This is a genomic window from Methylocystis sp. IM3 (genome assembly GCF_038070105.1).
Classification (GTDB): domain Bacteria; phylum Pseudomonadota; class Alphaproteobacteria; order Rhizobiales; family Beijerinckiaceae; genus Methylocystis.
Map to the genome: position 1 here is coordinate 1,686,768 of NZ_JBBPBZ010000002.1, position 13,370 is coordinate 1,700,137.

Here is a 13,370-nt window from a genome sequence, read left to right on the forward strand (position 1 = left end):
CCGCTCAAGGACATCCGCAAGGTCAGCATTGCAGCTTCCGGCTTTCGCGCTGCGCGGCCTCGCGGATGCGCGGCGAGGAACCCGGATATTTGGCGCCGATCTCGCTGAAAGAGGCGCAGGCCTGCTCCCTGGCGCCCATGGCGCCAAGCGATTGGCCAAGCCTCAGCAGCGCGTCCGGCGCCTGCGCCGACTGAGCGTATTTTTGCGAGATTTCTAGATATTTCTCCGCCGCTTCGCGATGCCGGCCGCGCAGGAAGAAGCTTTCGCCGAGATTGAAAGTGGCGGCCGGCGCGAATTTGCTCTTCGGGTTCTTGGCGAGGAAGGTCTCGAGCGATTTCTCCGCGGCCTCGAACTTGCCCGCCTTCAGCGTGGCGACGGCTTCCTCATATTCTTCCTTGGGACCGGCCGGGGCGGCGGGCGGCGCCGGGGCGATCTCCGGCGAGGCGGTCGTCTGGTCGCCGACGAGTCGCCCGTGGGCGATGTCGAGCGGCTGTCCTACCTCGCGCACCGGGGGCGCGGCCGTGACCGAACCGGCGGCCGTTTTCGGCGCCGAGGTCAGGGGCTCGGAAGGGACGGTCGTCCCGATCGGCCGGGGCGCCCCCGGAGCGGCGGGATTCGACGCCGGATCGAATGCGTCGCCGCGCCGCCCCGTGGAGGGCGCGGCGGGAGCCGAGGCCGGCGCGGGGCCGGCGGCGGGCGCCGGCGGAGACGCAGGCGGGCTCGAGGGAGGCGATTCGCCGGGCCGCGCGGCGGCCCCGTCCCGGGCGGCGCGCAACTGCTCTTCGAGCGTCTGCACCTTGTGCTGCAATTCCTCGTTTTGCCCGGTGAGGCGGCGGATTTCGCCTTCCAGCCGGTCGATGCGAGTGACGAGGGCGGAGGTGTCGGGCGGGCCGCCATCCGGCTCGCCGGGTCCGTCGAACTCGCCGGACCGATTGTAGATCTGGGACCTCGGCCTGCCGGGCTCCGGACCCGGCCCGTCATAGGGATCATAAGCCAAGGCGGCCCCCGTGCTGAGAAGGAGGGCGGCGGTAACGGCGATACGAGAAATCATGGATATGTATATGGGGGTCGGACGGCCGCGCCGGAAGCCAGGCCGAATTGGCTCGCGAGCGCACATGATAGACGCGCATGGGGCCGAAATTGGGCGTGCGGCGTTGCCAGGCCGAAAACGTGAGCTTAACATTGAGCCATGATGATCCTAGTCGCCGCGGGAGGGGGCATCTTTTTCCCTCGACGCCGGTTGACCCCAGTCATGGGTACGGCTCTCGCTTTGCTTTACCTTCACTTTTTTTCGTCAGGGCCGGCGGGCGCCGTCACGGCCGCGGCCGAATCGGGTCCGTGTTCGCTCGATAATGCGATTCCCGCGACAGTCGCCGCCATAGATGGCGATTTCGACCTCCTTCTCGACGATGGAAGGCGCGCGGCGCTCTCGGGGCTCGAATTTCCGCCGCCCGCCGGCGAGAAGGGCGGGAAAGACATGAGCGAAGCCGCGCGCAAGCGCCTCTCGGATTGGCTCGCCGGACGGGACATATTCATTGGAGCGCTCGCCTCTGGCCCCGATCGCTGGGGACGCGCGCCAGCGCGGGCCTATGCCCCGGCCGGAGAGGGCGCCGCGGCGCCCATCGTTTCGGTCGGCGCCGCGCTGCTCGAGGAAGGGCTCGCCCGATTCCGGCCGGACCCGCCCGCGACGCCTTGCGCAAACGAATATCGCGCGGCAGAAGCGAGCGCACGGGAGGCGTCGCGCGGCCTCTGGGCCGAGGCCGCCGCCCGGCCGGTTTCCACTGGCGAGGGCGTCGCAGCATCGCTGCATCAGCGCAAGGGCATGATAATCCTGGAAGGGAAAATCAGGTCGGTTGGCGAAAGCAAGGCGGCCCTCTACCTGAATTTTGGCCAAAAGCGCGCCGATAACGCGTCCGTCGTGGTGCTGCGCCGCAATTTGGCTATTTTGCAGTCGTCCGGAATCGATCCCAGGGCGCTGGTTGGGCGGATGGTGCGCGTACGGGGACTTGTTGAGGCAGCTTTTGGACCGCGCATCGAAATTTCGTCGCCGGCCGAGATCGAGATTCTCGAGCCTGCTGCGCCCTGAACTTCTCTCGCGGGCGGCGTTTGCCATCGCCTTTGCGCTCGCCTTTTCAGGCTGCGCAGAGCTGGAGCGGCAGGGGAGTCTTTTTTCCGCCCCACCACCGCCGTCGCCGGAAAAGCCAGCCGCGGCCAGGACGGAGAATCGCGCCTCGGTTCAGCACAAGGAGCTGCTCGCGCAGTTCGGCGGCGAATATCAGGCGCCCGCGGCCGAGCGCTATCTTGATGCGATTCTCGGCAAGCTCGCCCAGTCGAGCGACACGCCGGGGCAGGCGGCTTACAAGGTCACGATCCTGAACACCCCGGTTGTGAACGCGTTCGCGCTGCCCTCCGGCAATCTCTACGTGACGCGCGGCCTTCTGGCCCTCGCCTCCGACGCATCCGAGGCGGCGGCGGTCATGGCGCATGAGATCGCCCATGTCACGCTGCGGCACAGCGCGTTGCGGGCGGAAAAGGAGCGCGAGGCGGCGGTGATCTCGCAGGCCGCCACCGTGATCCAGAACCGGCAGAAGGGCGAGGAAGAGCGGTCCAAGCAGCGACTCTCCGTGGCGAGCTTCTCGCGGCAGCAGGAGCTCGACGCCGACGAGGCGGGCGTGAAGGTGATTGCGCGGGCTGGCTACGACCCTTACGGCGCGGCGCGCTTTCTCACCGCCCTTGGCCGCTCCTCGGAACTGCGGCAGGCTCTCTACGGCAAGCGCAGGGATTCGATGGGCTTCGACATCATGTCGACCCACCCCTCCACGCCCGAGCGCGTCGCCCGCGCCGTCGCGGTCGCCCGCCAGATCGGCGCGCCGGGGATCGGCCAGCGTGACCGCAGCGGCTATCTGATGGCGATCAACGGGCTGGCCTTCGGTGACGATCCCATGGAGGGCTATGTCCGTGACCGCAGATTCACCCATCCGCGTCTGCGTTTCACATTCGTCGCGCCGGAGGGGTTCCTGCTCGAAAATTCGAGCGAGGCGGTATTCGGCGTGCGGCAGGCTGATAATGAGGCGCTGCGCCTCGATACGGTGCGTCTCCCGGCCTCGGAGGGCCTCGAAGCCTATCTTGCGTCCGGCTGGGTCGACGGCCTGCTCCCGTCCACCGTCCGGAAGCTCGACATCAATGGTCTGCCCGCCATCACCGCCGTCGCGCGCGCGGGCGAGTGGAACTTCCGGATCGCCGTGATCCAGTCCGGCGACAGCCTCTACCGCCTCATCTTCGCGGCGAGATCTCTGACCGACGAGGCGGAAAAACGGTTCGACGAGTCCATCTTGTCGTTCAGGCGGATCACCCCGGAGGAGGCGCGCGAGGCCCATGCGCTTAAAATTTCCGTAATCTCGGCCGGTCTCACGGACACGCAGGAAAGCCTTGCGGCGCAGATGACCACGCCCAATCGTCCTTTGGAATACTTTAGGTTGCTCAACGGTTTGGATGAGAATGAGCCGGTCGTCGCGGGAGAACGTTACAAAATCGTAACGGAGTGACGCCGGCGCGGCCCGGAACATGACGCGCGCCCGCGGGTTGAACGCCTAGAGTTGTTCAAAAAACGCGCGGATATCTCTGAGACATGATTTGAGATAGCGCGCTATGGAGATCGGGCCATGGCGTATCTTCCGGGACTGGGCAGGGAGCTGATGAAGGCGGCGGCTGACGCCCCCTTCCTGGAGAGGGACGAAGAGAAAGACCTGGCGATCGCCTGGCGCGAACGGGGCGACAGGCGGGCCCTGCACAAGTTGACTGCCGCCCATATGCGACTCGTCATCGCCATCTCCGCGAAGTTCCGCCACTATGGTCTGCCGATCGCCGACCTGGTTCAGGAGGGCCATGTCGGCCTGCTCGAGGCCGCCGCGCGCTTTGCGCCCGAGCGGGACGTGCGCTTCTCGACTTACGCCACCTGGTGGATACGCGCCTCGATCCAGGATTATGTCCTGCGCAACTGGTCGATCGTGCGCGGCGGCACCAGCTCGACGCAGAAAGCTCTGTTCTTCAACCTTCGACGCCTTCGGGCGCGGCTGTCCAGCGAGCCGGGGGCCGTGAGCGCGAGCGAAGCTTACGAGACAATCGCGCAAACCCTCGGCGTGTCGCGCGCCGACGTCGAAATGATGGATTCGCGCCTGTCAGGCTCCGACGTATCGCTCAACGCGCAACTCGTTGACGACGAGGCGGCGGGATCTGCCCAGCGCATGGATTTCCTCGTCGATGACTCGCCCTTGCCCGATGAAGTGGTCGAGCAAAACCTCGACTCCGACCGCCGCGCCAAGTGGCTGAAGGATGCGCTCGCCATTCTTTCCGAGCGGGAGCTGAGAATCGTTCAGGAGCGGAGGCTCACCGAGAACCTCGTCACCCTGGAAACGCTTGGCGACAAACTCGGAATCTCCAAGGAGCGCGTGCGCCAGATCGAGAGCCGCGCCCTGACCAAATTGCGCAAGGCGCTGTCGCGCCTCAAGGACGACGACATGCCCGACGAAGCGTCTCCCATGGCGTGAGACGCAGAAAAGAAAAGCGCCTCGTGCCGGCACGAGGCGCTTCACTTTTCTTCGGAGTCTGGCGCGCGAGGTGTTACGCTGCGCGATCGACATCCTCCTCGTCAGCGTCGTCAGCTGCGTCAGATTCGGTCTTCTGGCCGCGGCGCGGACCCTTCTGCAGGAAGGATTCGATGAGCTTCAGCGCCTCGGAATCGATGAGCTTGCGCACGGCCGCGACTTCGCGGGCCATGCGATCGAGAGCCGCCTCGTAGAGCTGGCGCTCGGAGTAGGACTGCTCCGGTTGCGTGTCCGAGCGATAAAGGTCGCGAACGACCTCGGCGATTGTGACGAGATCGCCCGAGTTGATCTTGGCCTCATATTCCTGCGCACGGCGAGACCACATGGTCCGCTTGATGCGCGCGCGCCCGCTCAGCGTCGACAGGGCCTTGTCGACCACATTGGTCTCCGCCAGCTTGCGCATGCCGACATTGCTCACCTTACTCGTCGGCACCTTGAGGATCATCTTGTCCTTGATGAAGGACACCACGAACAGCTCAAGGCTGAAGCCCGCGACTTCCTGCGTCTCCATGCCGATGATCTGGCCGACGCCATGCGCCGGGTAGACAATGAATTCGTTCAGCTTGAACCCATGCTTCTGGCCAGTCGGCTTGGCTTTCGCCGGCGCGGGCGCCGGTTTCGCGGCGACTTTGGTTTCGTTCGCAGTCTTTTCGGCGGCGACGGGCGCCGTCATAACGGAGGGCTCGTTTTTTTTTGCCAATTTTTTATCTTCGCCGGCTGTCGTGGTTGCGGAAATCTTTCCTGACGCCGCGAGCGCGGCGGCGGGGAAGGCGGAGGAGCCGCCGCGCGCTTTTGTCGCGGCGGTGGAAATTTTTGCGGCCTTTGGGGGAGCCGCGCCGACGGGCCCCGACGCAGGCTGTTGAATGGCTGGCGCAGGTTTGGCGTGGCCCGCAGGCTCTCCTGCCGAGGGCGTCGCAGCAAGTCCGGCCGCCTTGGAGGGCGGCGCGGGATGTTTCGAGGCGCTCACAACCGGCTTGGACGCCGGCTTGGCTGGAGCCATCCTCTCGGCGGCCTCGATCGTGGCTGCGCCGCGCGCCGCCTCATTCTTGCTCGGAGCCGCGCGCGCGGGCGTCGCCGCGGGCATCTCCAAACCCTCGGGAACCCGCTCCACCGTCGCCTTGGTGGTGGTTTTGGCTGCGGTCTTCGCCGTCTTGGCGGCGGATTTCTTGGGCGCCGGAGCCTTCGCGACCGTTTCGACAACTGACTTTGCAGAGCCAGTTTTGGCGGCGCCGCTGCTCGCGGCCCTCGCCGCGCGAGCCGTCTGGGCCTTGCCGGCGGCGCTCCGGGCTGCAGGCGCTTTGGCGGCTATTGTCGCCGGGCCGCTGGAACGCTGGGACGTCGCCGATGCGCTCGCCCCTTTTGTTTTCTCGTTCTTTTTGGCGGACGGCATACGCGGGGCACTCCTTCTACGTCCCGCTGTGGAGACGGGACGAATTACAGACCTTCCCGCCGCCAGACACACAACCGGCCGGCAGGTTTATCGATCTGACACCTTAGCTAGAGGCGCGGCGAAGTAGGGCAGATGACGCTAGGGCCAAGCGCGCGCTTTCTCTTGCTGTGAGCAGCCAGTGGTTCCGCCGCATGACGATGCTGCGGCGCTTCCTACCCCACTGTATACCATGCAAGACGGCGAAAATCAAAGACAATGACCCGCAAGGCGCAGCATAATGGCTTTGAGCGCTGTCGCCAACTCTCTAAAAACACGGGCGTTTCGCGTAAATTAAGCCTGTGGAAACCCCTTGACGATTGCGCGCCGGCGCCTGTTGCGGCCGCAGAAACGAATCGGCGCCCGGAAACCAGGCGCCTTTCGCGTTGCTCAGTCGCCCTGTCCAGGCTCGGCGGAGAAATGGCCTTCATACTTGCCCGGCTTGCCGTCCCATTCCTTGGCGTCGGCCGGAGGATCGCGCTTGATCGTGATATTGGGCCAGTTCTGCGCCATTTCGGCGTTGAGTTGCAGCCACTTCTCGAGGTTCTCCTCGGTGTCGGGCTTGATGGCCTCCGCCGGGCACTCCGGTTCGCAGACTCCGCAGTCGATGCATTCGTCCGGATGGATCACGAGCATGTTCTCGCCTTCGTAGAAGCAGTCCACCGGACAGACTTCCACGCAATCCATATACTTGCACTTGATGCAATTTTCCGTGACGACATAGGTCATGTGAGGGTCTCTTCAGGGGTCCTGCTCGGATTGCTGCGCTAGCTAGCGTTTTTGCCGCCGTCATGCAAGGCATGCATGATGCTCATTTTGGCGCCGCCGAAGGGTGGCGGGACGCGTCTTTTGACGGGTGGCTGATGACTGAAATTGAACTGGGAGCGACCATGCCGCATGTGCAGACCATGACGGCGCGCGCGCTTCTTCTGGGGGAACGCATCGATACGGCCGGGCTGGAGCGGGCCGATCTCGTCTCGACCGCGCCGCTCGCTTTTCATGCGGGGCAGGCGGGCTTCGCGGTTCTCTACCGTTTCGGGGTTGCGGTGCTCTTCGGCCTGTCGCCGCTCGAAGAGGACGAGATCGTGACGAGAATTGGGGCCCGAGTCGCCGGAGCCTCGCGCGGCGACGACGAGACGCTCGTCATCGAGACCGCGTATGAGGGCGAGGAGAAGGCGCTGCCGAACGGGCGTCTGGCGGTGAAGGATCTCTCCGAGCCGCGTCTGCTCGTCATTGCCGACGCTCTGGCCAAGAGCGTGGCGCTCGCCCGCGACGAGAGGCGCGTCAACGCCGTCTTCGATACGATCGAGCCCTTCGCCGCCGAACTCGCCAGCAAGGGCCGGCCGCCCTGGCGGCGCAAGTCGATGCTGGAGCTCATTGGCCAGACGCTGCTCGTGCGCCACCGCGTCTCGGGCCGCGTCGCCGTCGAAGACAAGCCGGACGTGCTGTGGGACCGGCCGGATCTCGAGCGCCTCTATGCGCGTCTCGAAGACGAATATGAGCTCGAGGCGCGCGGACGCACGCTCAACGCCAAGATCGACGTCATCGGCGAGACGGCGCGGGCGCTGACCGATCTGATCGACGCCGACCGTTCGGTCCGGCTCGAATGGATCATTATCGTGCTCATCGCCATGGAAATCGTGCTGTCTTTCTTCCAGATGTCCGTCGGTCAGCCCCACCGCGCGACGCCGCCTTCGAGCGCGGTCCACGGCCCCTCGCCGGAGAGCCATTCGAAGCCCGGCAGCTGATGCCGGGCGAAGGTGAACTGGCGCTTGGCGTAGCGGCGCGTGTCGAGCTTGCCGCGCATGACCGCTTCTTCGCGCGACATGCGCCCGTCGAGATAGGCGATGAGATGCGGCGCGCCATGCGCGCGCATGGCCGGCAACGCCGGATCGAGATGGCGCGCGCGCAACGCCGCGACTTCCTCGAGCGCGCCCGTTTCCATCATCTTGTCGAAGCGCGCGTCGATGCGCGCATAGAGCGTCTCGCGCGCTGGCGCGAGGAAGAAGGCAGGGCTCGCGGGATCGAGCAGCGGCGCGCTGCGCGGTCCCTGAAAGGAGACGAGCGGCCTGCCGGTCGCGGCGAAAACCTCGAGCGCCCTCAGGATTCGCTGCGGATCGGTCGGGCGCAGGCGCGCGGCCGTCTCGGGGTCGCAGGCGGAGAGCTCCGCGTGCAGCTGTTGCGGGCTCTTGCCCTCAGCCGCTGCGCGCATCTTCGCGCGCACCTCCTCCGGCACGGCGGGGATGTCGGAGAGACCGTAGAGCGCCGCCTTGAAATACATGCCCGTGCCTCCGGCGATGACCGGAGTGACGCCGCGAGCGCCGAGCTCCGCGAGCGTTTGGGCGAGATCGGCGAGGTAGCGCCCGACGGAATAATTCACGGCGGCGTCCACGTGACCGAAAAGAAGATGCGGGACCTCGCGCTCTTCCTGTGGCGTCGGCCGCGCAGTCAGGATTCGCAGATCGCGATAGACCTGCATCGAATCGGCGTTGATCACCGCGCCGCCGATGCGTTTCGCGACGCCGGCGGCGAGCGCCGACTTGCCCGAGGCGGTCGGACCTGCAATGAGAATGGCGCGTGCGGACATGGCGCTATAGCGGCTTAAATGAGCGAGATGTCAAAGCCGGAAAGACTCGTTGCAACCTTTGTCGCGGGGCAGGGAGGGGCGCTCGACAGGGCGATCGCGCGGCGCGCGCTCAACGAGGCGGGCCTTGTCGCTCCGCCGCTCGACTGGCTCGCCCCCGACCTTGCGGCCGACGCCTTTTTCGAAGGAGGCGACGTGACGGCCGCGCGCTTGCGGCTCGAGGCGGCGCTGGACGGAGAGAAGGTCGACGTCGTCGTTCAATCAGCAGAAACGCGTCGCAAGCGCCTGCTCGTCGCGGACATGGATTCGACGATGATCGAGCAGGAATGCCTCGACGAGCTTGCGGATTTCGCCGGGATACGCGCGCGCATCGCCGCCATCACCGCGCGGGCCATGGCGGGCGAACTCGATTTCGAGGCGGCGCTGCGGGAGCGCGTGGCGCTGCTTGCCGGCGTAACCCTCGATGAGATCGAGACGCTTCTCCCCCGCCTCACCCTCACGCCGGGCGCGCGCGCGCTCGTCGCCACCATGCGCGGGCATGGGGCGCATACGGCGCTCGTCTCGGGCGGCTTCACGCAGTTCACCGAAGCCGTGGCGACGCGGCTCGGCTTCCACGAGGCCTTCGCGAACCGGCTGGAGATCGCAGGTGGCGCGCTGACGGGTGTCGTTGTGGAGCCCGTGCAGGGGCGCGAAGGCAAGCGTGCGGCGCTTGCCGGCTTGCGCGCCCGACTCGGCCTGCCGTATGAAGCGACCCTCGCCATCGGCGACGGCGCCAATGATCTCGACATGCTGCGCGAGGCGGGACTGGGGGTCGCCTACCACGCCAAGCCCAAGGTGGCCGAAGCCGCGGCGGCGCGAATCGATCACTCGGACCTGACGGCGCTGCTTTACGCGCAAGGGTATCGGAAGGACGAGATTCGGGATTTGTAACAAAGGATCAACCCCTCTCCCGAGCCCGCTCCCCGTGCACGGGGAGAGGACAGGGCGAGGGGCTCGAAGTCTTATTCGACGGGCAGGGCGACGAAATGCGCGTCGCCCTGGCCATTGGCCACGATCAGCAGCGCCGTCTTTTTGCCCGAGTCCTTGAGCGCCTTGATCTTCTTGACCGCGTCGGCGGGATCGCTGACCGGCTCCTGGTTCACCTCGAGCAGAACCTCGCCCGGCTGCAGCCGCTTCTCGGCCGCGCTGGAGGAGGGGTCGACCGAGGTGATCAGCACGCCGCTCTTGACCGCATCCTTGATCTGATAGCGCGCGCGGAGCTCGTCGGTGAGGCGCGAGAGCTCGAGACCCAGCGCGCTCTGCGACGACGGGCCAGTCTGCTCGGATTTCTCCTTGCCGTCTTCTCGCGAGGCGACCTTCTCGCCATCCTCCAGGCGGCCGAGCTTGACCTTCTTCGTCTCTTCCTTGCCGCTGCGGACGATCACGAGCTCGACATCCTTGCCGACCGGCGTCGCCGCCACGAGCTTCGGAAGGTCGCGCGATTCCTTGATCGGCTTGCCGTCGAATTTGACGATGACGTCGCCGGCCTTGATTCCCGCGGGCTTCGACGGTCCCTTGTCGTCGACGCCGGCGACAAGCGCGCCGCGCACCGGGCCAAGGTTGAGGGTCTCTGCGATCGCGTCGTCCACATTCTGGATCCGCACGCCGAGCCAGCCGCGCCGCGTTTCGCCATATTGCTGGAGCTGCTCGATGACGGGCAGGACAGTGTTGGCGGGCGTGGCGAAGCCGATGCCCACCGAGCCGCCGGAGGGCGAGAGAATCGCCGTGTTGATGCCGATCACCTCGCCGTCCATGTTGAACAGCGGGCCGCCGGAGTTGCCCTTGTTGATGGATGCGTCGGTCTGGATGTAATTGTCGTAGGGACCGCTGTCGATGTTGCGGTTGCGCGCCGAAACGATGCCCGCCGTCACGGAGCCGCCCAGCCCGAACGGGTTGCCGACCGCGAGCACCCAATCGCCCACGCGGGCCTTGTCGCTGTCGCCGAATTTCACCGCCTTGAGCGGCTTCTCGGGCTTCACCCTGAGAACCGCCACGTCGACCTTCTGATCCTTGCCGAGAATCTCCGCCTTCAGCTTTTGGCCGTCGTTGAAGATCACGGTCACCTCATTGGCGTCGGAGATGACGTGATTATTGGTGATGACGATGCCGGAGGCATCGATCACGAAGCCTGAGCCGAGCGAGGAGGACTTACGCTGGCGCGGGAGATCCGGCGCGCCCTGTCCCTGCCGGCGGCGGAAGAATTCTTCGAAGAGATCGTCGAAGGGCGCGCCGGGGCCACCCATGCCCGGCGGCATGCCGGGCATGTCGCCGCCCTTGCGCTTCGTCTCGACCGTCTGTGTCGCGGAGATGTTCACCACGGCGTCAGAGACCTGGTTTGAGAGATCGGCGAGAGAATCGGGACCCTTGGCCCAAGCCGGCGCCCATGCCGGCGCGGCAAGCCAGAGGGAAGTCGCCGTCGCGAGCGCCGTGGCGGCGCGACGAAATGCGGATGTCATGCGTACTGTCTCCTGAAGGGACTCTGGACCTTTAGCGCGCTTTCCGGTTTCAGGGAAGCGGACAACCGGCAGGAACTCATGCCAATTCAACAATATGGAGCAGATTCCGACTGAAACTCCCGTCTGCGGCCATTCCGCGCCGTCTATCGCTTTCGCGCCGGCTCAGGCGGCGGCGTCGTTTGCGATTCGGGCGCCCCTTCCGGCGCCGAGAAGAAACGGAAGAATTCAGAACGCGGGCTGACGAGGAATCGCGTCTCTCCAGGCTTGAAGGCCGCCTCATAGGCCTGCATTGATCGGTAGAAGGCGAAGAAGTCCGGATCCTTGCCGAAAGCTTCGGCGAAAATGCGGTTACGCTCCGCATCGCCTTCACCCTTGATCTGATCCGCCTTCTGCTGCGCTTCGGCCTTGAGGACGACCACGTCGCGATCCGCCCTGGCGGTGATCTTCTGCGCTTGTTCGGAGCCCTGCGCCCGATACTCGGACGCCTCGCGCTGACGCTCGGTCTGCATCCGGCCGTAGACTTTTTCCGAAATCTGCTGAGGCAGGTCGACGCGCCGGATGCGGGCGTCCACGACCTGCACCCCGAAGCGCCGCGCTTCCGCGTCGGCCTGCTCCTTGATGCGGGCCATGAGCGCCGCGCGCTCGTCGCGGACGATCTGTTGCTGATTGGCCTCTGAAAGCACCCGGCGCACGGCCGAATTCAGCACCGATCCGAGCTGGTTGTTGGCGCCCAGCACGCTGTTGACTGACTGGTAGAACTTCAGCGCGTCGACGATCCGGTAACGGATGAAGCTGTCGACTTCGAGCCGTTGATTGTCCGCCGCCAGCACTTCGAGATTCGGGCTCTCGACATCGAGGATGCGATTGTCGAAGCTCACCACATTCTCGATGAGCGGAATCTTGAAATGCAGCCCCGGCTCGGTGATCAGGCCGCGGCCGGCGACCGGCTCGCCGAATCGCAGCACCAGCGCCTGCTCGGTCTGCTCGACCGTGAAGAGCGCGCCGCCGGCGAGGGCGAGGGCGATGAGCCCCAGCAGCGCGAAGACGAAGAGAAGGCCGTTTTTCACTTCTGGCCTCCATGGAAAGGCGCGAAAGAGGGCAGGGGCACGAAGGGCGCGACGCTGGCGCCGCCCTTGGCGGGGTCGTCGAGAATCACCTTCTCGGCGCCGCCGAGCACCCGCTCCATGGTTTCGATGTAGAGGCGCTGCCGGGTGAGGGCCGGGGCGTTCTTGTATTGCTCGTAAATCTTCTCGAATCGGGCCGCCTGGCCGCGCGCCTCGGCGACCATCTGCTCGCGATAGGCCTCGGCCTCCTGGAGGATGCGCGCCGCGGCGCCGCGCGCTTCGGGCACCACGCGATTCGCATAGGCCTCGGCCTCGTTGCCGAGACGCTGCAAATCCTGCTGCGCGGCCGTCACGTCGCGAAAGGCCGCGATGACCTGCTGCGGCGGATCGACGGAGAGCAGCAGCACCTGAAGCACCAGCACGCCGCTATGGTAATCGTCGAGAACCCTCTGCATCAGCGCCTGACAGGCGGGCTCGATGAGCTTTCGGTCGGCGGTCAGAATTTTCTGGATTTGCGCCTGGCCGACGATCTCGCGCATCGCGCTCTCCGCCACGGCTTTCACCGTCGTGTGCGGATTGGCGACATTGAAGGCGTAATCCTCGGGTTTGGACGGATCAATCTGCCAGACAACCCGGAACTTGATGTCAGCGATATTCTCATCGCCCGTGAGCATGAGGCTCTCCTCGGGCGCCTCCGGCCCCAGGCGCGGACTCTGCGGGCCGCGCCGGCGTCCCTCGACGGGGGCCGCTTCTTCACGGAAGCCGACGTCCGTGACGTTCCGATCCGTGACGGCGAGTTTGACGACGGAGCCGACGGGGGCCGGGAGATTGTAATTGAGACCCGCCTGGGTCTTCCCGCGATACTTGCCGAAAATCAGATTGAGGCCGATTTCGTTGGGCCCCACCGTGTAGAAGCCCGAGATCAGCCAGGCGAGAAGCGTCAGGAGGACGAGAATGGCGACCCCGCTGCCGCCGAAGCCGGAGGGCAGCAATTGTTTGAGCCCCTCCTGACTGCGGCGCAGGATTTCCTCGAGGTCCGGCGGCTGGCCGCCACCCGAGCCTTGCCCCCAGGGACCGCCCGGCTGCCCCCATGGATCGTTGTTGTGATTGCGGGGTCCGCCTTGATCGCTCCAGGGCATTTCACCTCGAGAGAATTGGAGTGTGGCCTCGGGCGCGGCTTCGCCACGCCCCCGATGT

12 protein-coding genes are annotated in these 13,370 nt (G+C 65.8%); 5 read left to right on the forward strand and 7 right to left on the reverse strand.

What is annotated here, in order from left to right; genetic code table 11:
• Positions 1-22: 22 nt before the first annotated feature.
• On the reverse strand, positions 23-1,051 hold the full coding sequence (ybgF, locus tag WOC76_RS10080) for a tol-pal system protein YbgF (protein ID WP_341107147.1): 1,029 nt from the start codon (positions 1,049-1,051) through the stop codon (positions 23-25).
• A 201-nt stretch (positions 1,052-1,252) separates the two neighbouring features.
• Here ybgF and WOC76_RS10085 point away from each other — a divergent pair, with 201 nt between their 5' ends.
• The 3 genes from WOC76_RS10085 to WOC76_RS10095 all read left to right on the forward strand — a co-directional run bounded on the left by WOC76_RS10085 (position 1,253) and on the right by WOC76_RS10095 (position 4,547).
• On the forward strand, positions 1,253-2,086 hold the full coding sequence (locus WOC76_RS10085) for a thermonuclease family protein (protein ID WP_341388217.1): 834 nt from the start codon (positions 1,253-1,255) through the stop codon (positions 2,084-2,086).
• Positions 2,076-3,545: a M48 family metalloprotease gene (locus WOC76_RS10090; RefSeq protein WP_445928473.1), complete on the forward strand. Its 1,470-nt coding sequence runs from the start codon at positions 2,076-2,078 to the stop codon at positions 3,543-3,545. The genes WOC76_RS10085 and WOC76_RS10090 overlap by 11 nt, the downstream gene beginning before the upstream one ends.
• A gap of 117 nt (positions 3,546-3,662) precedes the next feature.
• Positions 3,663-4,547 (forward strand): RNA polymerase factor sigma-32, encoded by an 885-nt coding sequence (locus WOC76_RS10095; RefSeq protein ID WP_341107143.1) that lies wholly within the window; start codon positions 3,663-3,665, stop codon positions 4,545-4,547.
• Between the two features lie 73 nt (positions 4,548-4,620).
• Here WOC76_RS10095 and WOC76_RS10100 read toward each other — a convergent pair whose 3' ends face one another.
• The gene (locus WOC76_RS10100) at positions 4,621-5,994 is read right to left on the reverse strand and encodes a CarD family transcriptional regulator (protein ID WP_341107141.1); all 1,374 of its coding nucleotides are present in this window, start codon (positions 5,992-5,994) and stop codon (positions 4,621-4,623) included.
• Between the two features lie 426 nt (positions 5,995-6,420).
• Positions 6,421-6,759: a ferredoxin FdxA gene (gene fdxA / locus WOC76_RS10105; protein WP_341107139.1), complete on the reverse strand. Its 339-nt coding sequence runs from the start codon at positions 6,757-6,759 to the stop codon at positions 6,421-6,423.
• Positions 6,760-6,893: 134 nt separating this feature from the next.
• On the opposite strand from fdxA, the gene WOC76_RS10110 reads away from it, so the two are divergent.
• Positions 6,894-7,778 carry an RMD1 family protein gene (locus WOC76_RS10110; RefSeq protein ID WP_341107137.1) on the forward strand — a complete coding sequence of 295 codons (885 nt, stop codon included), beginning with the start codon at positions 6,894-6,896 and terminating at the stop codon, positions 7,776-7,778.
• Here WOC76_RS10110 and miaA read toward each other — a convergent pair.
• Positions 7,700-8,617 carry a tRNA (adenosine(37)-N6)-dimethylallyltransferase MiaA gene (gene miaA / locus WOC76_RS10115; RefSeq protein ID WP_341107136.1) on the reverse strand — a complete coding sequence of 306 codons (918 nt, stop codon included), beginning with the start codon at positions 8,615-8,617 and terminating at the stop codon, positions 7,700-7,702. The two genes, WOC76_RS10110 and miaA, sit on opposite strands and share 79 nt — an antisense overlap.
• Before the next feature lie 27 nt (positions 8,618-8,644).
• Here miaA and serB point away from each other — a divergent pair, with 27 nt between their 5' ends.
• Positions 8,645-9,544 carry a phosphoserine phosphatase SerB gene (serB, locus tag WOC76_RS10120; protein WP_341389813.1) on the forward strand — a complete coding sequence of 300 codons (900 nt, stop codon included), beginning with the start codon at positions 8,645-8,647 and terminating at the stop codon, positions 9,542-9,544.
• A 71-nt stretch (positions 9,545-9,615) separates the two neighbouring features.
• Here the strand turns inward: serB and WOC76_RS10125 are convergent, their stop codons facing one another.
• From WOC76_RS10125 to hflK, 3 genes are all read right to left on the reverse strand, one after another.
• Positions 9,616-11,109: a DegQ family serine endoprotease gene (locus tag WOC76_RS10125; RefSeq protein ID WP_341107135.1), complete on the reverse strand. Its 1,494-nt coding sequence runs from the start codon at positions 11,107-11,109 to the stop codon at positions 9,616-9,618.
• Positions 11,110-11,252: 143 nt separating this feature from the next.
• Complete coding sequence (gene hflC, locus WOC76_RS10130) at positions 11,253-12,176, reverse strand: protease modulator HflC (protein WP_341107134.1); 924 nt, start codon at positions 12,174-12,176, stop codon at positions 11,253-11,255.
• Positions 12,173-13,312, reverse strand: coding sequence for an FtsH protease activity modulator HflK (gene hflK, locus WOC76_RS10135; RefSeq protein WP_341107132.1), 1,140 nt, complete (start codon positions 13,310-13,312; stop codon positions 12,173-12,175). The genes hflC and hflK overlap by 4 nt, the downstream gene beginning before the upstream one ends.
• Positions 13,313-13,370 lie beyond the last annotated feature (58 nt).